The following is a 26,390-nucleotide window of genomic DNA, read 5'->3' as shown; positions in this document are numbered from 1 at the left end:
GTCCGGGCACTGTCCACCCTGGCGCAACGCCGATCTAGAACAGAACCGTCGCGTACTGCCCGACCTGCTGGAAGCCGATCTTGCGGTAGGCGGCGAGCGCGGGGCTGTTGTAGGCGTTGACGTACAGGCTGGCCGTGCGGCCCATCCCGCGGACGAGCCTGGTCACCACGGACGCCGTCCCGGCGGTGCCGAGACCGCCGCCGCGGCGTTCCGGATGCACCCAGACCCCCTGGATCTGGCCGACCGTGGAGGACATCGCGCCGATCTCGGCCTTGAAGACGACCTCGCCGTCTTCGAAGCGCGCGAACGCGCGGCCGCCGGCGATCAGCTCCGCGACGCGGGCGCGATATCCGGCGCCACCGTCACCGTTGCGGGGGTCGACGCCGACCTCCTCGACGAACATGGCGATCGCGGCCGGGAGGTACCGGTCGAGTTCCTCCGGGCGCACCGCGCGGACCAGCGGATCGGCGGCGACGGACGGGATCCCGTCGAGCGCCATCAACGGCTGGTCGTGTCGGACTTCCCTGGCGGGGCCCCATTCCGGCTCGAGTTCGTCCCACAGCCCCAGTACCTGCTCGGCCGGGCCGACGAGCGACGAGCAGCTCCGCTGGCGGCGCAGAGCACGATCGGCGAAGGAACGCAGAGCGGAGGCGTTGCCGCGCAACGGGATCAGATTCGGCCCGGAGAAGCACAGCCCTTGGAGCCTGCCCGCGCGCACCGGACGGGAATCCGCGGCCCAGAGCTCGCCACCGAGCCGCCAGGGGTCGAGACCCGCGGTCTCCACCCTGGCACTGACCATGCAGCTGCCGACCGGGTCTGTGGCGAGCGCGGCACGGACCGCGGGATAGTCCCGATCATCGAGCAGCCGTGCACCTGCAAGCCGCAACACCACTCCAGGGTGCCAGATGAGCGGCGTAAACGGAACGCGAGCTTCACGACACGCTGAGAGAACTTCGGCAGGTCGGGGCCACCGAGTGCTAGGAACGGTCCTTTCCTCGCAAAATTTGCGAGGAAAGGACCGTTCCTAGCGTGGTCTCGACCAGTCAGCCGACGGTGACGGTGGGCTCTCCCTCACCGATCGTCTGGCCCGACTCCTCGGCGATCCGCATTGCCTCTTCGATCAGCGTCTCGACGATGGCGTGCTCCGGCACGGTCTTGATGACCTCGCCCTTCACGAAGATCTGGCCCTTGCCGTTACCCGACGCGACACCGAGGTCGGCCTCGCGCGCTTCGCCGGGACCGTTCACGACGCAGCCCATGACCGCGACGCGCAGCGGGACCTCCATGCCCTCCAGGCCGGCGGTGACCTGCTCGGCGAGCGTGTAGACGTCCACCTGCGCACGGCCGCACGAGGGGCACGAGACGATCTCGAGCTTGCGCTCCTTGAGGTTCAGCGACTGCAGGATCTGGATCCCGACCTTGACCTCTTCCACCGGCGGCGCCGACAGCGAGACGCGGATGGTGTCGCCGATGCCCTGCCGCAGCAGCGCCCCGAACGCGACGGCCGACTTGATGGTGCCCTGGAACGCCGGGCCCGCCTCGGTCACCCCGAGGTGCAGCGGATAGTCGCACTGCTCGGCGAGGATCTCGTACGCGCGCACCATGACCACCGGGTCGTTGTGCTTCACGGAGATCTTCACGTCGTAGAAGTCGTGCTCGGCGAACAGCGACGCCTCCCACAGCGCCGACTCGGCCAGCGCCTCCGGGGTCGCCTTGCCGTACTTGTCCATGATCCGCTTGTCCAGCGAACCCGCGTTGACGCCGATCCGGATGGGGGTGCCGTGATCCTTCGCGGCCTTCGCGATCTCCTTGACCTGGTCGTCGAACTTGCGGATGTTGCCCGGGTTCACCCGGACCGCAGCGCAGCCCGCCTCGATCGCGGCGAAGACGTACTTCGGCTGGAAGTGGATGTCGGCGATCACCGGGATCTGCGACTTCTTCGCGATCGCGGGCAGCGCTTCGGCGTCGTCCGCGGACGGGCACGCGACGCGCACGATGTCACAGCCCGCAGCGGTGAGCTCGGCGATCTGCTGCAGCGTCGCGTTGACGTCGGAAGTGAGCGTGGTGGTCATCGACTGCACCGAAATCGGGTGCTCGCTGCCGACGCCCACCGGCCCGACCTGCAGCTGTCGGGTCTTGCGACGCTCGGAGAGGACGGGAGGAGGAAGCGCTGGCATACCAAGAGCGACAGTCACGCCGTCAAGCGTACCTACCCCGATCGGCGGACATCCACGACGTCAGCCGTCACGGTGAGCAGCATTACCTGGGCAGCCCAATGATGCTGACAGCGCGCTCCGTCGCCGTCCCCCCGCGTCACTGAAACAGCTTGACCGGGTTCACGATGTCGGCGGTGACGGTGAGCAGAGTCACCGCGCCGCCGATGAAGACGAGCACCATCGTGACCGCGGACAGCTTCGTGTAGTCGACCGGTCCGCCCGCCGCCTTGCCGCGCAGTTTCCGGATCCAGTCGCGGACCCGCTCGTACCAGACGACCGCGATATGCCCGCCGTCGAGCGGGAGCAGCGGCAGCAGGTTGAACACGCCGATGAAGAAGTTCAGGCTCGCCAGCAGGAGCACGAAGATCTCCCACAGGCCACGCTCGGCCGCCTCGCCACCGATCCGGCTGGCGCCGACGACGCTGACCGGGGTGTTCGGGTCGCGCTCGCCGCCGAAGATGGAATCCACCACCGCGGGGATCCGCGACGGGAACTCGATCAGCCGCTTGCCGGTCTCCGCGAACATCGTGCCGGTGAAGTCGAGCGTCGCCCCGACCGCGTCGACCGGGCCGTAGGTCGCCACCAGTGTCTTCGGGACCGGCGAAGCGCCGATCATGCCGACTTCCTTGACCGTGGTCTTGTCGGAAAGCAGGCGCTGCACCCGCGGCACGTCAACGGTCAAGTTCACCCGCTGCCCGCCACGCTCGACCACGAACGGCGTCGGGCCACCGGCGACCTGGACGGCCGCGAGCACGTCGGTCCAGGTCGGCGTCGGCTTGCCGGCGACCGACACGATCTTGTCGCCGGATTGGATCCCGGCGGTCTTCGCCGGGGTCGGCGCGCCAGCCGGGCAGGTCGTGTCGTTGAGCTGCTCCAGGGTGGTGGCAGAACGGGCGCAGGCCGTGGCGCTGATCACCGGCTCGGTAGGTGCGTTCGCCGCTTCCGGGTTCGGCAGGCCCATGGTGACGGCCATCAGGTAGAGGATGACGAAACCGAGGATGAAGTGCATCGCCGAGCCCGCCGACATGACGACGGTGCGCTTCCAGGTCTTGAAGCGCCACATCGCGCGCTTCGACTCATCCGGGGTGACCTCGTCGAGCGCGGTCATGCCCGCGATGTCGCAGAACCCGCCGAGCGGGATCCACTTGAGGCCGTACTCGGTCTCACCGCGGCGGAAGGAGAAGACCGTCGGCCCGAAGCCGACGAAGTAGCGCCGGACCTTCATGCCGAAGGCTTTGGCCGCCCACATGTGACCGGCCTCGTGCAGTGCGACGGACAGGCAGATGCCCAGCGCGAACAGCACGATCCCGAGAATGAAGACCACGCGCTACTTCCCCTTACCGATCAGCGCACCGGCACGCGCGCGAGCCCAGCGCTCGGCAGCTAGTACGTCATCCACGTCGCGAGGTTCGCGACGCCATTCGTCGGCGGCTTCCACCACCTGGGCAATAGTGTCCACAATCGAGGTGAAGCCGGTGTTCTGTGCCAGGAAAGCGGCCACCAGCTCCTCGTTCGCCGCGTTGTAGACCGCCGGGACGCAACCGCCCACGGTTCCGGCGTGCCTCGCGAGCTCGACGGCCGGGAACGCCTCGTTGTCCAGCGGCTCGAAAGTCCAGCTCGCGGGCTTGTCCCAGACGCACGCGGCCGCGGCGCCGGGTACGCGATCCGGCCAGTGCAGTGCCAGCGCGATCGGCAGCCGCATGTCGGGCGGGCTGGCCTGGGCGATCGTCGAGCCGTCCACGAAGGTCACCATCGAGTGGATGATCGACTGCGGGTGGACGACCACGTCGATGCGGTCGGTCTCGATGTCGAACAAGAGCTTCGCCTCGATCAGCTCCAGGCCCTTGTTGACCAAAGTGGACGAGTTGATCGTGATGAGCGGGCCCATCGACCAGGTCGGATGCGCCATCGCCTGCTCGACCGTGACGTCGGCCAGTTCCTCGCGCTTGCGCCCGCGGAACGGACCGCCCGAGGCGGTGAGCACCAGCCGGGCGACCTCGGACTCGCGACCGGCGCGCAGGGCCTGCGCGATCGCGGAGTGCTCGGAATCCACCGGGACGAGCTGGCCGGGCTTGGCCGCGGCCAGCACGAGCGGCCCGCCCGCGATCAGCGACTCCTTGTTGGCCAGCGCGAGCGTGGCGCCGGTGGCGAGCGCGCGCAGGGTCGGCGGGAGCCCCTGGGAACCGGGGAGCGCGTTGAGCACGACGTCGACGGGGGTGGCGTCGATCATCTCGACGACCGCGTCGGCCCCGGCGAAGATGCGCGGGAGTTTGAAGTCGCCGCTGGAGTAGCCGCGCTTCTGCGCCTCGGCGTACAGCGCGAGCTGCAGGTCTTCGACGGCCGTCGGCCTGCTGATGGCGACGGCGTCGACCTGGTGCGCCAGGGCCTGGGCGGCCAGCGCGGCGGGGTCGGAGCCGCCCGCGGCGATCCCGGCGACCCGGAACAGCTCCGGGTTGCGGGCCGCGACGTCGAGGGCCTGGGCGCCGACCGATCCGGTCGAACCGAGCACGAGCACACTTCGCGAGGTAGTCATCGGGGCTCATTGTCGCTTGGGGCCCGTCGGGCGCGTGCAGCCAGGTGTGGGATCATTCGCGGGCAAGCGAACCATCGGGTTTTGAGGAGTTGATCGTGGCGAGCAAAGCGGTCGAAAAGCGCGGCCGGGTGGGCGTCGACACCGTCGACCCGCGCGACGAGCCGTCGGCCGAGTGGGGCTGGCACGGTTCCTTCCCGAAGGCGACGCGGATCGCGGGCTGGCTGAGCGCGATCATCCTGCTGGTGATGCTGTACGGCAACCACCACGGCTGGACCGAGAACCTGTGGCTGATCGGCCTGTCGCTGCTGATGATGTTCGGGCTGGTGCTCGACATCCGCAAGCAGCGCACGGCCTGGCGCAAGTAGCTCCTTCACGGCTCAATGGCCCCTGTCCACCTTTGTGGGCAGGGGCCATTCGCCGTTCTGGGCCCACAGCTCGTTGACGATCTTGACCGCGTCGTCCGCCTCGACCCCGTAGCGATGCCGGTACTTCGCCGCCGGCCGCTGGACCGCCGCGGCGACGTCCCCGATGGCGACGTTGTTCCACGAGTCGTTCGGGAAGAACTGCCGCATCACGGCGAGGAACCGGCCGGTCGCCCACACCGGGTCGGTCCGCTGTTCGAAGGATCCCCAGCTCGCGCGCTGCTGGAAGAGCCCGACCGAGTCACCGAGGCCGCCGTCGAGGTTGGCGATACTCGACTCGACGATCACCGTGGCGATCGCGATGGCCGCGGCGCGATCGTTGAGCCCCGATCTCTGCACGGTCTCGACGATCACTCTGGCGCACGAGGTGTTGTACGGGTTCATGTAGCCGCGCATCTTGGTGGCGAGCTGCTGGTTGAGGCTTTGGGCGGAGTCGGTGTCGTCGGCGGACGTGCCCGCCTGGACGCACGGCAGGGCGATGTGTTCGACCTGGTCGGGCCGGATCTCGGTGGGAGGGAGCAGGACGAGAGAGAAGGCGAGGTACGCGGCGGTGAACATGCGGCTCCGTTGGTCGTGAGTGGCGATTCGTGTTCTAACCCGAATCGCCACTCACGACCACCCGGACGGCACCCCCGCGTGAACGGCTACCCGACGACCATCCTTTTGGGTTAGGTTCCCCCTCATGAAGCTGCGCTGGGGTGTCACCGCTGTCGTTTCCGCTCTCGCCGCCGTGTTCCTGCCCGGCGTCGCCACCGCCGCGCCCGTGTCTTCGGCGTCCCTGCCGATCGTGCGCTGCGAATTCACGCCGACGCCCGAAAACCCCGCGGCCCGCCCGGTCCTGCGTCCGCTCCCCTTCGCCCTGACCCGCGGCACCGTCGACGTCACGTTCCGCTTCAACTACGGCCCGGTGACCGTGCGCCTGAACCGCGCCGGCGCCGCCCCGTGCGCCGTCCACAACCTGGCGAGCCTGGCCCTGCAGCGCTTCTACGACCGCAGCCAGTGCTGGCGCCTGACCAACTCGTCGCGCCTCGGCGTCCTGCAGTGCGGCGACATCTACGAAGCCGAAAAGGGCGGGCCGGGCTACAAGTTCCCGGACGAGGTCGACGGCACCGAGACCTACGAACGCGGCACCATCGCCATGGGCAACCAGGGCCCCGGCACCAACGGCAGCGAGTTCTTCATCGTGCACTCGTTCGCGAACATCCCGAAGAACTACTCGGTGATGGGCAAGGTCGTGCGGGGCATGGAGGTGCTGGACCGGATCGTGGCGAACGGGATCATCCCGACGGATCCGAACGGTCCTGCCGATGGACTGCCCGCGAAGCCGGTGAAGATCCAGAAGGCGACCGTCGGGTTCTGATCAAGGGTAGGGATCTCAACCCGCAGAATTCGGCGAGCACGCTCAGGGCTGATGCCGGACGAAGTCGGGAATCCCGTCGGCCGACGCCGGATCCTTGATCGGGTACAGCGTCATCCCTTCCGGAGCGCGGGCACGCGAGATCTGAATGCCGTGCAGACACGCATTGCACCAGAGATGGACCGTGGCGAGACGACTCTCCGGATAGCCGAGATACCTGACTTCCAACCGGTTCTTCTCGCAACGCGGACACGGATGGTGATCGATCCGGTCCGAACCTCCGTCAATGACGGAAATCAGCGTCGAAATCCAGCTGGTTCGCCGGGAATTCCGTTTCACTGCGGACAGCCTCGGAGTTCCCGGACTCCTTCGAGCCCATCCACGCCCGCCAGTTCGATCTTCGCGCTGTGCGGCGAGTCCAGCAGCCCGACCGGCCGTTCGTAACGCAGGATCATGACGATGCGCAGATCGACCTTCGTCGACGTGCCATCCTCGAAGACCGCGGTGGAGAGAAAGTCGCCGACCGAGACCTGCTCACCGAGACACCGGACAACGCATACGGTCTTCCCCCGAGGCCCTTGCTCGATACTTTCGACACCGAGCCTGATCACTGCTGCCATGACCATCCGTACTTTCGGGTGCTGCTGCCGTGGAACCACCATACGGAGTGGTTGTCGGCCGAGCGCAGCTCGATCGAACGCATCACTACCTTTCTCCGACGTCACGGGCGAACGAGTCGAAGTCGTCCCTGTTGATCGACTTCGTAGGCCCCGTCGAGGAAAGGTCCGCCCCGCAATCGGTGGACAGGTCCACAGACCGCACGCAAGGCGAACATCGACCCTCCTCCATCCGATCCGAAAACGACAATCCGCCCTTCGACGACCCCGGCGAGTCGCGTGGGCAGAGCACCGAGCAGTCCCGCGACCACATGTCTCGCCGGATGCACGAAACCATCGTTGCCGATATCCGGCAACGACACTTGATCATTAAGATGGTGATCCGCTTTCAAGAAAAGAGGTCACCATTGTTGATGGTCGACCGTTGCCAAATAACGAAACACGCTGTAACAGTCTTTACTACGCACAGAAAACACACAGCCCCCTCACAGGAACCAGCATTTCACCCTTTAGAGTGACGCATCCGCATCGAGCCCGACTACCGGTGACGTTCCTGGGGGCAAGCATGATGACGCACGAGCAGTACCTGTCCACGAAGAGATTCCCGGCCCTCGACGGGCTGCGCGCGATCGCCGCGCTCCTCGTGGTGGTGTTCCACTACGGAGGACCGTCGTGGGCCATGGCCAACGGCTGGATCGGCGTCCATCTCTTCTTCGTGCTTTCCGGCTTCCTGATCACCACGCTCGCACTGCGTGAAGAAGACCGAAACGGCAGGATCTCGCTCGCGAACTTCTATATCCGTCGCGCGTTTCGCATTCTTCCCGTGTATTTCGCGGTTCTGGGCATCATCGTGGTGTTCACCTATCTGCGCGGCCAGTACACGTCCAGCGGTCTTTCCGGAGCGATGCCGTACTTCCTGACGTTCACCAACGAATTCGCCCACAACGCACCTTTCGGTCAGTCGTGGACGCTGGGTGTCGAGCAGAAGTTCTACCTCGTCTGGCCGTTCCTGGCCTTCGGCATCGCGGCGCTGAGCTTCCCGAAGCGGCTGGGCCTGGCGATCGGCCTGATCGCGCTCATGATCGCCCTGATCCCGGTGATGCCCTACGCCGGCGCTTACTCGCCGATCATCATCGGTTGCGCGCTCGCCATCGGCCTCCACTACCGCAAGGGCTTCGCGGTCCTCCGCGTCTTCACCCATCCCATCGCCTGCTTCGTCCTGCTCGCGACGCTCGTCGTGCTCCAGATCCACATCACCGACATCGAAGCCTTCTTCCAAGACGGCGGCACGATCGGTGGCACCACGTACGCGGTGTTGGTCGCGCTGTTCGTCACGTCGCTGATCCCGCGCGGCCCGATCGCCTGGCTCTTCTCCACCCCTCCGATGCGGTTCATCGGCGAGCGGTCGTATTCCGTCTACCTCCTGCAAGGGGTGGCGGCGACCGTGGTCGCGCTGTCGATTCCCCAGCTGAGCACCCACCGGACGCTGACCGCGCTCGCCGTGACCGTCGTCGCCCTCGTCATCTCCGACGTCCTCTACCGCTGGGTCGAGGTGCCGATGATCGACGTCGGCCGCAAACTGGTCGCCCGGCGCAGGCCCGCGCCGCCCCGTCCCACGATCCGGGAAGCCGAACCCGCCCTGGCCAGCGGCTGAGCAATTCAGGCGAAGCGCCCTTGTGCGGGTCCGGTAGTCTGGTCGCCAAGGTCGAGAGGCGCTGCAACGGACCGCGGGGTCCGCCACGCTCGGCCCCGGACTTCACCGCAAGGGCGCCTCCCACGACATGGGAGGAGCGCTGGATGGAAACGACCGCCCTGCGAAAGCTGCTGAACGAGCGCATCGTGGTGCTCGACGGCGCGTGGGGGTCGATGCTCCAGAACGCCGGCCTCAAGCCAGAGGACTACCGCACCGAGCGGTTCCAGGATCACCCTCGTGACATCACCGGCGACCCCGACCTGCTGAACATCACCCGGCCGGACGTCGTCCTCGACATCCACCGCCAGTATCTGGACGCCGGCGCGGACATCACGACCACGAACACGTTCACCGCCACCACCATCGGCCAGGCGGATTACGGGCTCGAGCATCTCGCGTACGAGATGAACCTCCGCGGCGCCCAGATCGCGCGCGAAGCGGCGGACGCGGCTGGCGGGAAGTTCGTCGCAGGGTCGGTCGGACCGCTGAACGTCACGTTGTCGCTTTCGCCCAAGGTCGAGGACCCGGCGTTCCGCGCGGTGACCTTCGACGAGGTGTACGCCGCGTACGCCGACCAGATCAAGGCGCTCGCCGAGGGCGGCGTCGACCTGCTGCTCATCGAGACGATCTTCGACACCCTCAACTGCAAGGCCGCGATCGCCGCGGCCCGTGACGTCGCACCGCATCTACCGCTGTGGATCTCGGTGACGATCGTCGACCTGAGCGGCCGGACGCTGTCCGGGCAGACGGTCGAGGCCTTCTGGAGCTCCATCGAGCACGCGGATCCACTGCTCGTCGGCGTCAACTGTTCGCTGGGCGCCGAGGAGATGCGCCCGCACATCGCCGAACTGTCCCGCCTCGCGGGCACGTACACGGCCTGTCACCCCAACGCCGGCCTGCCGAACGCGTTCGGCGGATACGACCAGACGCCCGAGGAGACCGGCGGGCTGCTCGGCGACTTCGCCACGGCCGGGATGGTCAACGTCGTCGGCGGCTGCTGCGGCACGACCCCCGCGCACATCAAGGAGATCGCCGACGCCGTCCGGGGGATGACGCCGCGGACCGTCCCGGATCCGAAGGCGCACACCCGGTTCAGCGGGCTCGAGCCGTTCGAGATCGGCAAGGACACCGGGTTCGTCATGATCGGCGAGCGGACCAACGTCACCGGATCCGCCAAGTTCCGCAAGCTGATCGAGGCCGACGACCACCAGGCCGCCGTCGACGTCGCGCTGGAGCAGGTCCGCGGCGGGGCGAACCTGCTGGACGTCAACATGGACGCCGACCTGCTCGACAGCGAAAAGGCGATGACCACGTTCCTGAACCTCATCGCCACCGAACCCGAGGTCGCCCGGCTGCCGATCATGATCGACAGCTCGCGCTGGACGGTCCTCGAGGCCGGGCTGAAATGCGTGCAGGGCAAGGGGGTCGTCAACTCCATCAGCCTCAAGGAGGGCGAGGAGCAGTTCCTCCAGCAGGCCCGCCGCATCCGTGACTACGGCGCCGGCGTGGTCGTGATGGCCTTCGACGAGCAGGGCCAGGCCGACACCGCCGACCGCAAGGTCGAGATCTGCGCCCGCGCCTTCGACCTGCTCACCCAGCAGGCCGGTTTCGTCGCCGAGGACATCATCTTCGACCCGAACGTGCTCGCGGTCGCCACCGGTATCTCCGAGCACAACGGATACGCCAAGGCGTTCATCGACGCGCTGCCGCGGATCAAGGAACGCTGTCCCGGCGTGCACATCAGCGGCGGTATCTCGAACCTCTCGTTCTCCTTCCGCGGCAACAACGTCGTGCGCGAGGCGATGCACTCGGCCTTCCTGCTGCACGCCGTGCGCGCGGGGCTGGACATGGGCATCGTCAACGCCGGGCAGCTCGCGGTCTACGAGGACATCCCCAAGGATCTGCTGGAACTGGTCGAGGACGTGCTCTTCGACCGCCGCGAGGACGCCACCGACAGGCTGGTCACGTTCGCGGAAACGGTCAGTGGCAAGGGAACCCAGCGCACGGTCGACCTCTCCTGGCGTGAGAACACGGTCGAGGCGCGTCTCAGCCACGCGCTGGTGCACGGCATCGTCGACTACATCGAAGAGGACACCGAGGAAGCGCGGCAGAAGCTGCCGAGGCCGCTCGAGGTCATCGAAGGCCCTCTGATGGACGGCATGAAGATCGTCGGCGACCTGTTCGGCTCCGGGAAGATGTTCCTGCCGCAGGTGGTCAAGAGCGCGCGCGTGATGAAGCGATCGGTGGCCTACCTCGAACCGTTCATGGAGGCCGAGAAGGAGAAGGCGCGCCTCGAAGGCCGCGTCGAAACCCGCCAGGGCAACGGAAAGGTCGTACTGGCGACGGTCAAGGGCGACGTGCACGACATCGGCAAGAACATCGTCGGCGTCGTCCTCGGCTGCAACAACTACGAGGTGATCGACCTCGGTGTGATGGTCCCGGCTTCGGTCATCCTCGACACGGCCGTGTCCGAGGGCGCCGACGCCATCGGGCTTTCCGGCCTGATCACGCCGTCGCTGGACGAAATGGTCAACGTCGCCGCCGAAATGGAGCGGCGCGGGCTGAAACTGCCGTTGCTGATCGGCGGTGCGACCACGTCGCGCCAGCACACCGCGGTCCGCATCGCGCCCGCGTACGAACACACGACCGTGCACGTCCTCGACGCCTCCCGCGTCGTCGGCGTCGTCGGCGACCTTCTCGACGCGGATCGCGCCGAAATCCTCGACAAGAAGAACCGCGAGGATCAGGAAGAGCTGCGTGTGCAGCACGCGAACAAGCAGCGCACGCCGTTGCTGACGGTCGAGCAGGCCAGGGCCAACCCGGAGAAGGTCTCCTTCGACGACATCCCGACGCCCGCGTTCACCGGCGTCCGGTACGTCTCGCCGTCGCTCACCGAGCTGCGCGAGATGATCGACTGGACCTTCCTGTTCCTGGCCTGGGAGCTGAAGGGCAAGTACCCGGCGATCCTGGACAACCCGGTGGCGCGCGAGCTGTTCGACGACGCGAACACCCTGCTGGACCAGATCATCGCGGAGGAGCGGTTCCAGGCCAAGGGCGCGTACGCGTTCTGGCCGGCGCACTCCGAGGGCGACGACATCATCCTCGAGTCGGGCCTCAAGTTCCCGATGCTGCGCCAGCAGACCAAGAAACCGCTGGAGCGGCCGAACCGCTGCCTGTCCGACTACATCGCCCCGGCGGGCGCGGGCGATCACCTCGGCGGGTTCGCGGTCACCATCCTCGGCGCCGAGGAGTTCGCGGCCGAGTTCGAGGCGAAGCAGGACGACTATCGCGCCATCATGGTGAAGGCGCTCGCGGACCGGCTCGCCGAGGCGTTCGCCGAGCACCTGCACCTCCAGGCGCGGCGGGACTGGTTCGAACCGGACGCCGATCCGAAGCTGGAAGACCTGCACGCCGAGAAGTTCCGCGGCATCCGCCCGGCGCTGGGTTACCCGGCGAGCCCGGACCACAGCGAGAAGCAGGAGCTGTTCGACCTGCTCGACGCGGGCAGTTTCGGCATGGCCTTGACGGAGTCGTTCGCGATGACGCCGGCGGCGAGCGTCAGCGGGCTGATCTTCGCCCACCCCGCTTCGCGGTACTTCACCGTCGGGCGGCTGGGCAAGGACCAGGTCGAGGACTACGCGGTCCGTCGCGGCCTCGAACTGTCCACTGTGGAGCAGTGGCTCCGCCCGAACCTCGCCTACGATCCCGAATGACACAATGACCGCGTGACTGCCGAGGGCTCGGACTTCCTGCAGCTGGACATCGGGGACGCACCGCCGGGGCGCCGGTCGGACTGGCTGGCGTCGCGGTTGCGGCACGCCATCTCCGACGGCCGCCTGCCGGTCGGCAGCAGGCTGCCCGCGACCAGGGCGCTGGCCGCGGACCTGCGGGTCTCCCGCGGCGTGGTCACCGAGGCCTACCAACGGCTGGTCGAAGACGGCCACGTCGCCGGACGCGGCCGCGCGGGCACAGTGGTCGTCGCGGCACCGGCGAGGACGAAAGAGCAGACGGCACCCGGTCCCCCGGCCGCGGGCACGATCTTCCAGCCCGCTCCCGGGATCGGCGTCTTCGACTCGCTGCGGTCGACCCCGGCGCGGATCGACCTGTCCCCCGGCGTGCCGGATCTGACGGCGTTCCCGCGAACCGCCTGGTTACGCGCGGAACGCACCGTGCTCAACGACCTCTCTGCGGCGGCCTTCGGCTACGGCGACCCGCGGGGCGCGCCCGCGTTGCGGCTGGCCATCGCGCACTGGATCGCCCGCACCCGGGGCATCACCGCCGACGCCGACGACGTGCTGATCGTCGCCGGTGTCGCACAGGGTCTCGGTTTGCTGGCGCAGGTGCTGCGCGACAATGGGATGTCCGAGATCGCCATCGAGGATCCGAGTTCACTGGGCGCGCGGCAGCATCTGCACGACCGGCGGCTCGCGACACCGCCGATCCGGGTCGACGAAGACGGGATCGACGTCGACGAACTCGTCCGCAGCGGCGCGCCCGCCGTGCTGCTCACGCCCGCGCACCAGTTCCCGACCGGTGTCGTGCTCGGCGGGGAACGCCGTCGCGAACTCATGCGCTGGGCCGCGGACGGCGGGCTGATCATCGAGGACGACTACGACGCCGAGCACCGCTACGACCGCCCGCCGGTCCCCGCGCTGCGCTCGATGCTCGCCGAGCAGGTCTGTTACGCGGGCAGCGTGTCGAAGTGGCTCGCGCCCGCGCTCCGGGTCGGTTGGATGCTGGTGCCGCCGCGATACCGGGACGAGGTGGTCGCGGCCAAACGGTTCGCCGACCTCGGCAACGCCGTCCTCCCGCAGCTGGTGCTGGCGCATCTGATGGAATCCGGCGAGATGGAACGGCAGCTGCGGTTCGTGCGCAAGCGGCATCGCCGCCGCCGGGACGCGATGATCGACGCGCTCCGGACGCATCTCCCGGACGCCGTGGTGCACGGCGCAGCCGCCGGGCTGCATCTGACGATCACCTTCGACGGCGAGTTCTCCGATCTCGACTTCGCCGCCTCCGCGCTGGAGCAAGGGGTGAAGGTGCAGCCGCTGTCGTGGCACTGTCAGCGGCCGATGAATCCCGGCCTCGTCCTCGGGTACGGGGCGAGCCCGGCGAGCGACATCGCCGAGGGCATCGCGACCCTCGGCCGCCTTCGACGCTAGCCACCCCCGCGTTTCGTCCTCTGAATGCGGTGGTTCGACGGCGAACTACCGCATTCAGAGGACGAATTGCCCGAGGAAGGCCAGGAGCACGGCCGGGTCTTCGACGTGGGCGTTGTGGCCCAGCCCGGGAAGTTCCACGGAAGCCTCGCTGAGCGCGCGAAGCTGTTCGGGCCGGCTCATGGGGTCGTGCTCGCCGGCGGCGAGGGCGACCGGGCAGCGCGCCGCGCCGAGCAGTCCGGGCATGTCGGGAGCGCCGACGGCGAACGCGCGGGGATCCAGGGCCAACCGCCAGCCGCCTTCGGTTTCGACGATGCCGTCGGGGTCCGCTTCGGCGAGGCCGGTCAAGCCGGCGATCTTGAGGAACGCTCGTTCGGCGTCCTCGCGGGCCGGGAACACCCTGGGCGGTTTCGCCGCCATGTCGGCGGCCTTCGCGAGGTCGGACTCGCTCCAGTCGACCTTGACGCCCACCGCGAGCAACCCGTCGACCTGGAGCCCGAACCACCCGCTGGCCAGCGCGAGCCCGACCACTCCGCCCAGGGAGTGGCCGATCACCAGCAGCGGACCACGTTCCGGGAGCACCTCGGCGACCGCCGCCGCCAACCCGCCGAACGAGTAGTGCGCCGAGTGCGGTGAGGCCCCGTGCCCTGGCAGGTCGGGCGCCAGCCAGCGGTAGCCGGGTTGCAGCATCAGGCCGTCCCAGACCGCGCCCGTCGCGCCGAGACCGTGCAACAGGAGCACTGCGGGGCCTTCGGTTCCGGCGGTGCGCATCTTCAGCTTGTCCACCGGACGGATCTTTCCTCAGTCCCCGGTGCGCGGGCTAGTGTCGACGCCGTGATCACCGATCCGGACGTGTACACGCGGGGCGTGCCGTACGAGCACCTCGCGGCGCTGCGCCGGGAGTCACCGGTCGTGCGCGTGGACGATTTCTGGGCCGTGCTGCGGCATTCGGACGTCAAGCACGTGCTGAAGAACCCGAAGCAGTTCTCGTCGCACCTCGGCGGGACACAGATCCGGGATCCGGCGACCGAGCAGGATCTCGGTTACGTCCAGCGGATGATGCTCAACATGGACCCGCCCGAGCACGCCCGGCTGCGTGGCCTGCTCACGAAGGCGTTCACGCCGCGCGCGGTCGGCAGGCTGACCGAGCGGATCCAGGGCTGGGCCAGGGAGCTGATCGCCGGGGTCCGGGACGACGGCGAGTGCGATTTCGCCACTCTCGCCGCCGATCTCCCGTTGCTGACGCTCGCCGAGGTCTTCGGGATCCCCGAACAGGACCGGCGGCTGATGTACGACTGGAGCAATCGCGTGATCGGCTACCAGGACGCCGATTACGCGGTGAGCGCGACGGTCGACGCGGGTGACGTCACCGATCTCGCGCGGGCGGCGCTGGCGGTGCGGCCGGTTCCGGGACCGGACGGCGCGATGCCCGATCCGCGCACGCGGGCCGGGATGCCGGATCTCTACGCGTACGCCACCGCGCTCGGCGAGTACAAACGCCGGCATCCCGGCGAAGACGTGATGAGCAATCTGATGGGGCACGTGGAAGACGGCGGCCGGGTGTCCATCGCGGAGTTCGAGAACCTGTTCTGGCTGTTTTCCGTGGCAGGCAACGAAACACTGCGCAACGGCATCCCCGGTGGGATGTTGTCGTTGCTGTCGCATCCGGATCAGTACCGGCGGCTGCTGGCCGACCGTTCGCTGCTTCCCGGTGCGGTGGAAGAGATGTTGCGTTTCTGGACGCCGGTCATGCACTTCCGCCGGACCGCGACCGAGGACGTCGTTCTGTCCGATGTGGACATCCGCGCGGGCGAGAAGTGGTCGTCTGGTTCTCCGCCGCGAATCGCGACGAGGCCGTCTTCGCGGACCCGGATCGCTTCGACATCGGCCGCACTCCCAACGATCACCTGACCTTCGGGCACGGTCCGCATTTCTGCCTCGGCGCCCAGCTGGCGCGGGTGCAGCTGCGCGCGATGTTCGAAGCGGTCCTTGATCTGCTCGGCGAGGCCGAACTCGCCGGTGAACCGGTGCGGTTGCGGTCGAACTTCCAGAACGGGCTGAAATCCTTGCCGATCCGCTGGTAGCGAAGGGCCCCTTCCCGCCCCCGAGCGCGGGAAGGGGCACCTCACCCCCTGATCATTCGGCCGCGGCGTACTCCGGCTCGGCGATGGCGGAGCGGGCTTCGGCCTTGCGCAGGCCGACGACTCCGGACAGCGCCACCAGGACACTGATCACGGCGATGCCGGTGACGACGGTCAGCGCGGGCGCCAGACCGTTCAGCAGCGCCGCCGGGCCGGTGGCCCCGCCGGAGTTGCCGGTCAGGACCGCGGTCACCACGGCGAGCCCGATCGCGCCGCCGACCTGGATCGACGTGTTCAGCAGTCCGCCGGCGAGCCCCTGCTCGTCGTCGGAGATGCCGTTGGTCGCCTGGATGTTCAGCGACGAGAACGCCAGCATGAAGCCGATGCCCAGCAGGATCATGCTCGGCAGCACCGAGCCGGCGTAGCTGGAACTCTCGTCGATCCGCAGGAACAGCGCGTACCCGATGACGTGAGCGACGACACCGGCGAGGATCGTGCGCGGCGTGCCGAGCCGGTCGATCAGCGGCTCGATCCGAGGCGAACCGAAGGCCACGATCAGCGCGGCGGGCAGGAATCCGAGCGCGGTCTGCAGCGCGGACCAGTGCAGCACGTTCTGCAGGTACAGCATCACCACGAACTGGAAACCGATGTAGGCGCCGAAGAACGTCGCGCCACCGAGGTTGGCGCGGGCCAGCGGACCCGAACGCAGGATGCCGAGCCGGAGCAGCGGGTGCTTGCTGCGCTTCTCGATGAACACGAAGGTGGCGAGCAGGGCGAGCGCGAGGGCGAACGAGATCAGCGTCCGAGGCGCGGCCCAGCCGATCTCCGGCGCTTCGACCACGGCGAAGACCAGCAGGAGCGAACCGGCGGCACCGGTGATCGCGCCGGGGAAGTCGTAGCCGCCGCCCGTCTGCGGCTCGTAGGACGGGATCAGCTTGATCGCGGCGACCAGTGCGGCGATCGCGATCGGCACCGGCAGCAGGAACGTCCAGCGCCAGCCCACCTCGGTGAGCAGACCGGAGAAGACGAGGCCCGCGGAGTAACCGCTGGCACCGAACACGGCGAAGATGCTGATCGCCCGGTTGCGGGCGGGACCTTCGTGGAAGGTCGTGGTGATGATGGACAACGCGGCCGGTGCGGTGAACGCGGCGGCCAGCCCCTTGATGAAGCGGGTGGCGATCAGCAGCGCGCCGTCGTCGACGAGACCGCCGAGCAGGGAAGCGAGCGCGAAGACCGCGACGGCGACGAGGAAGACCCGGCGCCTGCCGAGCAGGTCGGCGGTGCGGCCGCCGAGGAGCAGCAGGCCGCCGTAGCCGAGCACGTAGGCACTGATGATCCACTGCAGGGCGCCGGTGGAGAGGCCGATGTCGGCCTGGATGGACGGGAGGGCGACGGCGACCATCGACACGTCGAGCGCGTCGAGGCCGACGACAACGGACACAGTGAGCAGGACACCCCAGAGGCGCGCGTCCCACCTTGTCGAGCTGGTGGACAGCTGCACGGAAGAACTCATGATCCGTACAGTACATGCACACGCATCTAATGCAAGTGCATTTAATGACTTTGCATAAAATTCATGTGCATGCTATCTTGGGCCGCGTGAGCGACGTCGCCGAAGAAGACCTGCTGCGGGAGTGGCACGACCTGTCCACCCGGCATGCGGCGGTCTTCGGTCGGCTCGAGTGCCGGCTGCAGGAGCGCCACGGGCTCGGCGTCACCGAGTTCGAAGCCCTCGAACGGCTGGTCACCTGCGTGGTCGGCAAATGCCGCGCGGCCGACCTGACCGAGGTCGTGCACCTGAGCCAGAGCGCCACCTCACGGCTCGTCGCCCGTCTCGAGCGTGAGGGCCTCGTCCAGCGCGCGCTCTGCGAATCCGACCGGCGCGGAATCTTCGTCGTCGTGACCGACGAGGGCCGTCGCCGCTACGAAGAGGCGAAGCCGACACACCGGGCGACCCTCGAAGAGACCCTCACCATCGACGCCTGACGCCGGCGGGTCTCCGCCCCTTTGGCTTGTCCCTCACGAGGCGATCGTGGTCAGCCCCGCGCCAGCTCCTCGCGAACCGCGGGGACGACTTCGTTCCCCCAGCGCCCGAGCGCGCTGTCGGTGGAGGTTCCGTCCTCGACAGGGAAGTAGATGAACCCCGCCGCGCCGTGGTCGCGCACCGCCGAGACCAGTTCCCCGGCCCATTGCTCCGGTGAACCACCGATCCAGCGCCCGTCGTCGTCACGCGGGGACGCCAGCGGGTTTTCCGTTATGCGGCCGGGGAAGTTGTAGATGGTCGCGATCTCGCCGGGGTCCCGGCCCGCGTCGACGGCCGCCTGGTCGATCACCGGACGGGATTCGGCGAACCGGGGGCTGAGCCAGTCCGCGGCGTGCCCCGGGATCCAGCCGTCGGCCAGTTTCCCGGTCACCGCGAGGGATTTGGGCCCGACCGCGCCCGTCCAGACCGGCGGCGCGGCCGCGGCGGCAGGCACCAAGCCGTCGACGGAGTAGAACTCCCCCTCGAACGTCACCGGTGCCCCGCCTCCGGAAAGCGCCTTGACCAGGGTGATCGCCTCGCTCATCGCCCGGACCGCCTCGGCGGGCGTCCGGTGCTCCACTCCGAGCTTGGCGATCTCCCGCCAGAGCCCGCCCGCACCGATCCCGAGCGCGACGCGACCGCCCGAGAGCGCCGAAAGCGACGTGATCGTCCTCGCCAGCATCGGCGCGGGACGGCTCGGCAGGTTGGTGACGTTGACGGCGGCCGTCACGCGCGACGTCCTGCCGAGGATCACACCCAGCGCCGCGTAGGCGTCCAGCCGGTCGGCGAAGTACGGGTGATCGGACAAGCTGACCAGGTCGAGTCCCGCGCGGTCGGCCTGTTCGGCGTGCCGCAGAAGGTCGTCCACTTCGCCGACGCCGGTCTCGAGGCCGAATCCGAACAGTGCCATCACCACTCCTTGAGTTCGTAGTACGCACTATTTGTATCACGAACTAGTTCTCGGTGTCGAAGTAAAGAATCTTTGACATGATGTCCAGAACTCTTTACCTTGGATTTCGTGGCACTGGAAGAGAAACGCGCGTGGATCACCGCGGTGGTCACGATCTGCGCCTACGTGGTGTATCTGATCGTCGTCCTCAGCCGAGCGGGCTCCGGCCCGCTCGTCGACGTTCCTTACGTGGCGACGCTGCTGTGGACGATCGGGGCGGCCATCGCGGCCACGATCGCGCTGAACATCGCCGTGACGATCGCCGCGCCGCGTGACGACGACCGCAAAGACCAGCGAGACCGCGAGATCGGCCGGTTCAGTGACCACATAGGACAGTCGTTCGTCGTGATCGGCGGTGTCGCGGCGCTCGTCATGGCGATGGCGGAACTGGACCACTTCTGGATCGCCAACACCGTCTACCTCGCCTTCGTGTGCTCGTCCCTGCTCGGCTCGCTCGCGAAGATCGCCGCATACCGCGAGGGATTCCAGGCGTGGTGAAACCGACCAAGGTCACGAACTCCATCCGCGCCCTGCGGTTCGCCAAGGGCGAGATGACCCAGGCCGAACTCGCGAACCGGATCGGCGTGACGCGCCAGACGGTCATCGCGATCGAGCAAGGCCGCTACTCGCCGTCGCTGGAGATGGCGTTCCAGATCGCCCGGGCGTTCGGCGTCGGGCTCGACGATGTTTTCCAGTACCCGGACTAGGAAAAGAGGCCGCCATGAAGGCGATCGTCCAGAACGAGTACGGCACCACCGACGTCCTGCAGCCCGCCGACCTGCCCGAACCCGAAGCGGGACCGGACGGTGTGGTCGTGCGAGTCCGGGCGGCGGGGGTCGATCCCGGCGTCTGGCACCTCATGGAAGGCTCGCCGTATCTGGTGCGGCTGATGGGTTTCGGGGTGCGGAGACCGAAGGCCCGCGTTCGCGGGATGGACTTCGCCGGTGTCGTGCACGCCGTCGGCGGCAATGTGACACGATTCCGGCCCGGCGACGAGGTTTTCGGTACCTGTCAAGGATCTTTCGCCGAGTACGCATTGACCACAGTGGACAGTATCGCCCGGAAACCGGAGCGGCTCGGCTTCGACGAAGCGGCCGCCGTCCCCATCTCGGCCTTCACCGCGCTCCAAGCGCTCCGGGACAGGGGCCGGGTCGCGCCCCGGCAGAAGGTCCTGATCATCGGCGCGGGCGGCGGCGTGGGCACCTTCGCGGTGCAGATCGCCAAGGCGTTCGGCGCCGAAGTGGACGGCGTATGCGGCACGGGCAAGGTCGATCTGGTGCGTTCGCTCGGCGCGGCCCGGGTCTTCGACTACACCCGCGAAGACTTCGGCGGCGGCTACGACCTCATCGTCGACACCGCCGGCAACCGGTCGCTGACCTCGTTGCGGAAATCCCTGACTCCGCGAGGCACTCTCGTCCTCGTCGGCGGGGAGACCGAAGGGAAATGGATCGGCGCGGTGGGCCGCACTCTGCGGGCGCTGATGCTCGGGCCGTTCGTGAAGCAGAAGCTCCGCGGCCTGATTTCCACGGAGAACCAGGACGATCTGCAGACGCTGCGCGCGCTCATCGAGGCAGGGAAGGTCACGCCGGTGATCGACCGCGCCTATTCGCTGGCCGAGGCGCCCGAAGCCGTCCGCTACGTGCGGGACGGGCATACGAGCGGCAAGGTCGTCATCACCGTCTGATGTTCTCCCCCGCGTCGGTCTCCGGCCATCTCGACGGTGTTCGGTATCGGTGAGCGATCCGCCGAGCGCCGAGGAGACCACCGATGTCCGTCAACCGCCGGGACCTGTTGCGAGGCGCCGCCACCGCCGGTGCGCTGGGGCTGGCCTGGCCGTTGAGTTCGCGGATGACGGTCGCGCAGGCCGAGGAGGCCGCCGTCGCACTGGGCGCGACCTGGGACGAGGCGCCGTTCACGCTCGGCGTCGCGTCCGGCGACCCGGTCCCGTACGGCGTCGCGCTCTGGACCAGGCTCGCGCCGAAACCGATGGAGTTCGAGCAGCCGCTCGACGACACCGTCGAGGTCGGCTGGGAGGTGGCCACCGACCGCGGGTTCCGCCGCCGCGTGGCGCGTGGGACGACGGCCGCAACCGCCGGGGCCGGACACAGCGTGCACGTGCCGGTGTCCGGGCTGGAGCCGGGCTCGCAGTACTACTACCGCTTCCACGTGCTCGGCAAGGTCAGCCGGATCGGCCGCACCCGCACCGCGCCGGTCGGGCCGGTCCGGCGGGTGCGGTTCGCCTCGGCGAACTGCCAGGCGTTCCACGACGGGTTCTACGCGGCGCACGCCGGGATCGCGCGGGAGGAGCTGGACTTCGTCGTCCACCTCGGCGACTACGTCTACGAGCACGGTCAGGTCGGCGGCAACCCGCTGCGCGACCACGAAGGTCCCGAGGTGCTGACCCTGCCTGCGTACCGGCGGCGCCACGCGCTCTACAAGTCCGACCCCTCGTTGCGGGACGCCCACGCGGCCCACCCCTGGTTCATCACCTGGGACGATCACGAGGTCGTCAACGACTACAGCGGCACCACCCCGTCGTTGCGGGCGCGACGCTCGGCGGCGTATCAGGCCTGGTTCGAGCATATGCCGGTGCGCCCGGACCACCCCTCGACGCCGAGGATCCACCGTCAGCGCCGCTGGGGCGACCTCCTCGACCTGTCCATTTTGGACCTGCGGCAGTACCGCTCGGCGCAGAACCTGCCCGACGGCACGATCCTCGGCGCGGACCAGAAGGCGTGGCTCAAGGACCAGGTGACCGGGGCCGGCGAGGCCTGGCACTGCTGGGTGAACTCGATCATGCTGAGCCAGCTGGCGAAGCCCGGCGGCGGCTACATGTTCACGGACCAGTGGGACGGCTTCCTCGCCGAACGCAAGGAGGTGCTGACCCACGTGGCACAGAGCGGCCTCGAAGACCTCGTGGTGATCACCGGCGACTGGCATTCCGCGTTCGTCGACGACATCCGCCCGGACTTCGCGGATCCCGCCACCCCCGTGATCGGCACGGAGTTCACCGCGCACTCGGTCACCTCCGGCGCCTACTCCCCCGAGTGGAACGCCACGAACGGACCGAAGATGGGCGCGGCCAACCCGCACCTCAAGTACTTCGAAGGCGACCGGTACGGCTACGACGTCTACGAGGTCACCCCGCGCCGCTGGAGCACGCACATGCGGGTGATCGGCGACCGGCGCGACCCGCGTTCCCCGGTGAGCACCCTGACGACGTTCCACGTCGACCGCGGCCGGGCCGGGTCCTATGAGGACCGGTCCACCAGCACGTCTCCGGCACAGTACCGGCGGCGCTAGGCCAAAAGGGGAGCCGGGAACTCAGAAGAGGGGCGGCGACGCCCTTTCGGAGCAGCGCGGTTCACCGCACGCGTTCTCGTTTCACCTGCCCGATGAATTCACGACAATTCTTCCGTGCGGCTAATCTGGCCTTTCCACTGGGAACCAGACGCGGGAGAAACAATGAAGAAGAAAATCGCCGCTTTAGTCATGGCCGCCTTTTCGGCGGCCGGACTCCTGGCCGCCTCGCCGGCCGCCGCGGCGACCGAAGGCCAGTTCCCGCCCTACGGATGCGACAGCAGTCGCTACGGAATCCTCTTCGGCGAGGGCATTTCGATGACCTGCTTCTCGCTGCCGAGACACTCGGAAACGTACCGAGTGGTCGCCCACTGCGCGTCCGGGTCCTCCTTTTGGTACACCGTCGGCCATTGGGTGCCGATCGGTTTCGGCCCGTCGACCGCGGAATGTCACGGCGCACTGCTTTCGAGCGCCTACGTGGCCGGATATCACGTAGACGACTTCTAATATCCGAATGCAACGATGTTGATCTTGACGGCGCCTTTCAGCGTCCGCTCCCGGCTGGTCCCCACCGGCCCACTTCCGCGGTGAGCCACCGATGCAGGGAAAACGCCAGTTCGACCGGCGCGTCGTACTGGATCAGATGCCCGGCATCGGGAATGACGTCCAGAAGGGCACCGGGAATCGCGTCGGCGAGCTGTTCCGCGCGATCCACCGGTATCCACGTGTCGTCCGCGCCCCAGATCACCTTCACCGGCAACTCGAGTTCCGGATAGCGGTCCTGCATCTCGTCGGTGAACCGGACGTCCGCCTCGGCGATCTGCCGGTAGAAGGCGCGTTGCCCCTCCTCGTCCAGCCAAGGCCCGGTCAGGGTGGCCAGTTGCGCGCCGGTGAGACCTCGATGGGAGGCCGTCCCGATGTAGGACTCGAGCGCACCCTTGTGCACCGTCGGGGGCTGCGCCTGGAAGACCTCGGCGTTCTCGGCGACGAGCCGGAAGAACTCCGAACCCCATGGCCGCAGCGCGACGACGTCCACCAGCGCGAGCGAGGCGTACTCCGCACCGTGCAGCAGCTTCGCGCGCAGCGAAACGGCTCCGCCGTAGTCATGGGCGATCACGTGCGGGGCGGCCAGCCCCCAATACGTGAGCAGGTCGGCGAAAAGCTCGCCCTGCGTGCCGAGATCGACGGCGTGGCCGGGATCCTTCGACGAACGACCGTATCCGGGCATGTCCCAGACGTGGACGGCGAACTCCTCGCTGAGCGCTCGCGCGAAAGGCGCCCACAGTTGTGCCGACCACGGTGTCCCGTGGCACAGCACCACCGGGGCGCCTTCGCCGAGGCGTTCCCACGCCACCGAACGGCCACGCCACTCGAACGTCCGCGACAACTCCAGCTCGCCGAATCCCATGATCGCGATGGTAGTGGCGGCCGTCCCGCTCAGTCGGGCAATTGCAGTTCCGTATGCCGTTTGGACAGCATCTCCGCCAGCTCCCGGAGTTTGACGTTCATGTTCTGCGACGTATGCCGCAGCACCTCGAACGCCTCCGCGGCGTCGATCCCGCGCCGTGCCATGAGGATGCCCTTGGCCTGCCCGATCGCGTCCCTGCTGTCGAGCGCCTGCTGGAGCTGCTCCTCCTGGAGCTGCCCGCGCGTGACCGCGTGCGTCGTCGCCAAAGCCAGCGACGCGTGCGTCGCCAGGAGCAGCAGCACGTCGCGGTCGGCCCTGGCGATGCCGTGCGGACGGCGCGAGTAGACGTTCAACGCGCCGGACACCTGCGAACTCGACGCTTCCGGCAGCAAGGCCGTCGACACCAGCGAGTGGAACCCGAGCGCCGCGGCGGCAGGGCCGAAACGCGGCCACCGGGCGTCTTCCGCGAGGTTGTCGCTGAAGGCCGCCGCCGGTCCCGAAACCCGCGCCGCTTCGACACAGGCACCCTCGCCGTACTGATACTGCAGCTGGTCCAGTTCGCCGGCGATCTCGTCGGTCCCCATCGGCGTGTGGAACCCGCCGTCGGGATCGAGGAGGGTGACGCTGACCAGATCCGCACCGGGCACCAGATCACGCGTCGCGAAGACCACCCGTTCGAGTACCGCCGCGATCGAACCGGAATCCAGCAACGCCCTGGTCAGGGAGACGAACTGGTTGACCAGTGGCCCGGCGAGGAGCCGGGCGCCGTTTTCAGAGGTCACCGGCAGTTCGCCGTCGCCGACATCCTCGACGAATCGGTTCTTGTCCCGCTGCCAGTCGATTTCATCGTCCAAAGCCCGCCTCTCCCACTTCTGCACATCGGCGTGATGCACCACGGGAGCCACCGGCGGGAACCGGCGCCGAGCGCGCACCATCAACCGCCGCAACCAACCCGGTTACCGGCGGATCGGCGCTAACTTCTCAACGCTCAGAACCGCTTTCGGAAGCCGACCTTAGCCGAATGCGATCACCCCGCCTACCGCGACCCACGTTCGGCCCGTCGTGGATCGTTTCTTCCTGGCACGCGGTCGACGAACCGATCGGCCACCTGGCGTAACGCGACGTCCTCTCCGCCATGTTTCAGCCAGCGCCGTGGTTGGTACCCAGGCGCCGTATCGCCGAGAACCCCGGGGGTGGTCACTCTGTCCTCGCTCCAGGCCGAGGAGCAGCGACGGATCGTCGCTGCCTGCTTCGCGCGCACCGGGCTCACGATGGAGCAGCTGTGGTTGAGGTACTTCGCGCTCGGCGGTGACGTCAGCGAAGTCGAACTGGAGGCGTTCCTGCAGGGACTGTTCCCCCTGCCCCGGATCCAACGGGACATGGTGGCCCACGCGGTCAACGAGCGCCTCGACGAGATCTCCGGCGCGAGACGGGCGCCGTACAGCCGCGAGCCCAGTGAGGACACCCGCCCCCGCGGTCCGCTGGCCGCGCTGGTGGGACTTCTCGACGGCGCCCACCGGGTCGCCCCGGAGCGGCTGCCCGAGGTCATCGCGGCGGCAGGGCGCGCGCTGGACCTGCGGATAGCCGTCTACCTCGCCGACTACGACCAGCACCGGCTCATCCCGTTTCCCGAGCAGGCGCCCGGCCGGGTACCGCAGGCGATCGAAACCAGCATCGCCGGTCAGGCGTATCGGCAGGCGGACACCGTGCTGGCCGCAGACTCCGCCGGGCCGCGCTTGTGGGCCACGCTGCTGGACGGCGACGAGCGCGTCGGCGTGCTCGAGGTCGAAGCCGGCCCGAACACCGACCTCAACGACCCCTCGTTACGCACTCAATGCCATTGGCTCGCGTCGCTGTCCGGCCACCTCATCGCCGCCGCGATGCGCTACGGCGACGGCCTCGACATGACTCGCCGACGACGGAGGCGCGATCCCACCGCCGAACTGCTCTGGCAGCACCTGCCCCCGTTGACGGCGGCGACGCGCGACGTCGTGGTGGCAGGCGGAGTCGAGCCCGCCTACGACGTTCGCGGCGTCACGTTCGACTACGCCCTTTCCGCAACGACGGCATGGCTGGCGATCTTCGACGCGGGCCGCGACACCGAGTCCTCAGGCCTGGTGGTGTCGGCGGCACTCGCGGCCTACCGGTCCGCCCGCCGTGAGGGCCAGGGCCTGCATGGCCAGGAGAGCGCTGTCGACAAAGCGCTTTCGACGCAGTTCGGTGCCGGCGGGTCAGTTCGCGGGACCCTGGCCGAAGTGGACCTCGCCCACGGGGACGTGCGCCACCTCGAAGCGGGCGGGGAAGCACCGCTCGTGTTCGGCAGCGGGCACGAAAAGTCCACAGTGGACAGTGCGCCGCGATCGCCGTTCGGTGCCGGGACGCCAGGCCGGGTCTCGACCACCCGACTCCAGCCTGGAGATCTCCTCGTCCTGCACACCGAAGGCCTCTCGGAGGCGCGTTCCGCCGACGGCGCACGGTTCTCTCTCGCCGGGAGCCTGGACGCCAACGCCGGACACGTACCGCCCGAGATCGCCCGCCGCGTGCTGCAGGCGGCGAAGTCCCACTGCCACGACACTTTCGCCGGTGACGCCGGTCTGCTACTCGCTCACTGGCCGGGAACGCCGTGAAGCCG

General features: G+C 68.3%; 24 protein-coding genes and 1 pseudogene. 13 read left to right on the top strand and 12 right to left on the bottom strand.

Going from position 1 to position 26,390, the window contains the following annotated elements:
- Positions 1-34 precede the first annotated feature (34 nt).
- The 4 genes from AJAP_RS10045 to dxr form a co-directional block, all read right to left on the bottom strand.
- Positions 35-889, bottom strand: coding sequence for a GNAT family N-acetyltransferase (locus tag AJAP_RS10045; protein WP_038509958.1), 855 nt, complete (start codon positions 887-889; stop codon positions 35-37).
- A 154-nt stretch (positions 890-1,043) separates the two neighbouring features.
- Positions 1,044-2,195 (bottom strand): flavodoxin-dependent (E)-4-hydroxy-3-methylbut-2-enyl-diphosphate synthase, encoded by a 1,152-nt coding sequence (ispG, locus tag AJAP_RS10040; protein WP_073849032.1) that lies wholly within the window; start codon positions 2,193-2,195, stop codon positions 1,044-1,046.
- A gap of 118 nt (positions 2,196-2,313) precedes the next feature.
- The gene (locus tag AJAP_RS10035) at positions 2,314-3,540 is read right to left on the bottom strand and encodes a M50 family metallopeptidase (protein WP_038509956.1); all 1,227 of its coding nucleotides are present in this window, start codon (positions 3,538-3,540) and stop codon (positions 2,314-2,316) included.
- A gap of 3 nt (positions 3,541-3,543) precedes the next feature.
- Entirely contained in the window at positions 3,544-4,749 is a 1,206-nt protein-coding gene (gene dxr / locus AJAP_RS10030; protein WP_038509954.1) for a 1-deoxy-D-xylulose-5-phosphate reductoisomerase, read from the bottom strand.
- 95 nt (positions 4,750-4,844) lie between these two features.
- Between dxr and AJAP_RS10025 the strand changes: the two genes are divergently transcribed.
- Positions 4,845-5,114, top strand: a complete 270-nt coding sequence (locus tag AJAP_RS10025; protein WP_037342353.1) for a DUF2631 domain-containing protein — start codon at positions 4,845-4,847, stop codon at positions 5,112-5,114.
- 12 nt (positions 5,115-5,126) lie between these two features.
- Here the strand turns inward: AJAP_RS10025 and AJAP_RS10020 are convergent, their stop codons facing one another.
- Entirely contained in the window at positions 5,127-5,729 is a 603-nt protein-coding gene (locus AJAP_RS10020) for a hypothetical protein (protein WP_038509951.1), read from the bottom strand.
- Between the two features lie 124 nt (positions 5,730-5,853).
- Here AJAP_RS10020 and AJAP_RS10015 point away from each other — a divergent pair, with 124 nt between their 5' ends.
- Positions 5,854-6,531: a peptidylprolyl isomerase gene (locus AJAP_RS10015; RefSeq protein ID WP_038509949.1), complete on the top strand. Its 678-nt coding sequence runs from the start codon at positions 5,854-5,856 to the stop codon at positions 6,529-6,531.
- A gap of 42 nt (positions 6,532-6,573) precedes the next feature.
- Here the strand turns inward: AJAP_RS10015 and AJAP_RS10010 are convergent, their stop codons facing one another.
- Together AJAP_RS10010 and AJAP_RS10005 are read right to left on the bottom strand one after the other, a co-directional pair.
- A complete protein-coding gene (locus tag AJAP_RS10010; protein ID WP_051972397.1) occupies positions 6,574-6,867 on the bottom strand; it encodes a hypothetical protein in 294 nt (97 codons plus the stop codon).
- Positions 6,864-7,148 (bottom strand): hypothetical protein, encoded by a 285-nt coding sequence (locus tag AJAP_RS10005; RefSeq protein ID WP_148311487.1) that lies wholly within the window; start codon positions 7,146-7,148, stop codon positions 6,864-6,866. The genes AJAP_RS10010 and AJAP_RS10005 overlap by 4 nt, the downstream gene beginning before the upstream one ends.
- 562 nt (positions 7,149-7,710) lie before the next feature.
- On the opposite strand from AJAP_RS10005, the gene AJAP_RS10000 reads away from it, so the two are divergent.
- The 3 genes from AJAP_RS10000 (at position 7,711) to pdxR (ending at position 14,000) form a co-directional block, all read left to right on the top strand.
- Entirely contained in the window at positions 7,711-8,799 is a 1,089-nt protein-coding gene (locus AJAP_RS10000; protein ID WP_038509945.1) for an acyltransferase family protein, read from the top strand.
- 143 nt (positions 8,800-8,942) lie between these two features.
- Positions 8,943-12,551 (top strand): methionine synthase, encoded by a 3,609-nt coding sequence (gene metH / locus AJAP_RS09995; RefSeq protein ID WP_038509943.1) that lies wholly within the window; start codon positions 8,943-8,945, stop codon positions 12,549-12,551.
- 12 nt (positions 12,552-12,563) lie between these two features.
- Positions 12,564-14,000, top strand: a complete 1,437-nt coding sequence (gene pdxR, locus AJAP_RS09990; protein WP_038509940.1) for a MocR-like pyridoxine biosynthesis transcription factor PdxR — start codon at positions 12,564-12,566, stop codon at positions 13,998-14,000.
- A gap of 54 nt (positions 14,001-14,054) precedes the next feature.
- Here the strand turns inward: pdxR and AJAP_RS09985 are convergent, their stop codons facing one another.
- A complete protein-coding gene (locus tag AJAP_RS09985) occupies positions 14,055-14,783 on the bottom strand; it encodes an alpha/beta fold hydrolase (RefSeq protein ID WP_038509937.1) in 729 nt (242 codons plus the stop codon).
- Between the two features lie 48 nt (positions 14,784-14,831).
- Between AJAP_RS09985 and AJAP_RS09980 the strand changes: the two are divergent.
- Positions 14,832-16,081: pseudogene (locus AJAP_RS09980) on the top strand (cytochrome P450).
- 52 nt (positions 16,082-16,133) lie between these two features.
- On the opposite strand, the gene AJAP_RS09975 reads toward AJAP_RS09980, so the two are convergent.
- Positions 16,134-17,591, bottom strand: a complete 1,458-nt coding sequence (locus AJAP_RS09975; protein WP_037342345.1) for an MFS transporter — start codon at positions 17,589-17,591, stop codon at positions 16,134-16,136.
- A gap of 86 nt (positions 17,592-17,677) precedes the next feature.
- Between AJAP_RS09975 and AJAP_RS09970 the strand changes: the two genes are divergently transcribed.
- Positions 17,678-18,064: a MarR family winged helix-turn-helix transcriptional regulator gene (locus AJAP_RS09970; RefSeq protein WP_038522747.1), complete on the top strand. Its 387-nt coding sequence runs from the start codon at positions 17,678-17,680 to the stop codon at positions 18,062-18,064.
- A 50-nt stretch (positions 18,065-18,114) separates the two neighbouring features.
- Here the strand turns inward: AJAP_RS09970 and AJAP_RS09965 are convergent, their stop codons facing one another.
- Positions 18,115-19,011 (bottom strand): LLM class flavin-dependent oxidoreductase, encoded by an 897-nt coding sequence (locus AJAP_RS09965; protein WP_038509935.1) that lies wholly within the window; start codon positions 19,009-19,011, stop codon positions 18,115-18,117.
- 108 nt (positions 19,012-19,119) lie between these two features.
- On the opposite strand from AJAP_RS09965, the gene AJAP_RS09960 reads away from it, so the two are divergent.
- The 5 genes from AJAP_RS09960 (at position 19,120) to AJAP_RS09940 (ending at position 22,857) form a co-directional block, all read left to right on the top strand.
- Positions 19,120-19,548, top strand: coding sequence for a hypothetical protein (locus AJAP_RS09960; protein ID WP_038522744.1), 429 nt, complete (start codon positions 19,120-19,122; stop codon positions 19,546-19,548).
- Positions 19,542-19,757 carry a helix-turn-helix transcriptional regulator gene (locus tag AJAP_RS09955; RefSeq protein ID WP_037342341.1) on the top strand — a complete coding sequence of 72 codons (216 nt, stop codon included), beginning with the start codon at positions 19,542-19,544 and terminating at the stop codon, positions 19,755-19,757. Before AJAP_RS09960 ends, AJAP_RS09955 begins: the two co-directional genes overlap by 7 nt.
- A 14-nt stretch (positions 19,758-19,771) precedes the next feature.
- Complete coding sequence (locus AJAP_RS09950; RefSeq protein ID WP_038509933.1) at positions 19,772-20,734, top strand: NAD(P)-dependent alcohol dehydrogenase; 963 nt, start codon at positions 19,772-19,774, stop codon at positions 20,732-20,734.
- A gap of 83 nt (positions 20,735-20,817) precedes the next feature.
- A complete protein-coding gene (locus AJAP_RS09945; protein ID WP_038509932.1) occupies positions 20,818-22,353 on the top strand; it encodes an alkaline phosphatase D family protein in 1,536 nt (511 codons plus the stop codon).
- Between the two features lie 162 nt (positions 22,354-22,515).
- Complete coding sequence (locus AJAP_RS09940) at positions 22,516-22,857, top strand: hypothetical protein (protein ID WP_038509931.1); 342 nt, start codon at positions 22,516-22,518, stop codon at positions 22,855-22,857.
- A 37-nt stretch (positions 22,858-22,894) separates the two neighbouring features.
- Here the strand turns inward: AJAP_RS09940 and AJAP_RS09935 are convergent, their stop codons facing one another.
- Entirely contained in the window at positions 22,895-23,758 is an 864-nt protein-coding gene (locus AJAP_RS09935) for an alpha/beta fold hydrolase (protein WP_038509929.1), read from the bottom strand.
- Positions 23,759-23,787: 29 nt separating this feature from the next.
- Positions 23,788-24,612: a GAF and ANTAR domain-containing protein gene (locus tag AJAP_RS09930; RefSeq protein WP_063777627.1), complete on the bottom strand. Its 825-nt coding sequence runs from the start codon at positions 24,610-24,612 to the stop codon at positions 23,788-23,790.
- Between the two features lie 339 nt (positions 24,613-24,951).
- Between AJAP_RS09930 and AJAP_RS09925 the strand changes: the two genes are divergently transcribed.
- Positions 24,952-26,385 carry a PP2C family protein-serine/threonine phosphatase gene (locus tag AJAP_RS09925; protein WP_038509927.1) on the top strand — a complete coding sequence of 478 codons (1,434 nt, stop codon included), beginning with the start codon at positions 24,952-24,954 and terminating at the stop codon, positions 26,383-26,385.
- Positions 26,386-26,390: the final 5 nt, after the last annotated feature.

It is taken from the genome of Amycolatopsis japonica (assembly GCF_000732925.1).
In the GTDB taxonomy this organism is placed as follows: domain Bacteria; phylum Actinomycetota; class Actinomycetes; order Mycobacteriales; family Pseudonocardiaceae; genus Amycolatopsis; species Amycolatopsis japonica.
The sequence above is the reverse complement of the archived record's forward strand: the minus strand, read 5'-3'. Positions and strand labels throughout refer to the sequence as shown.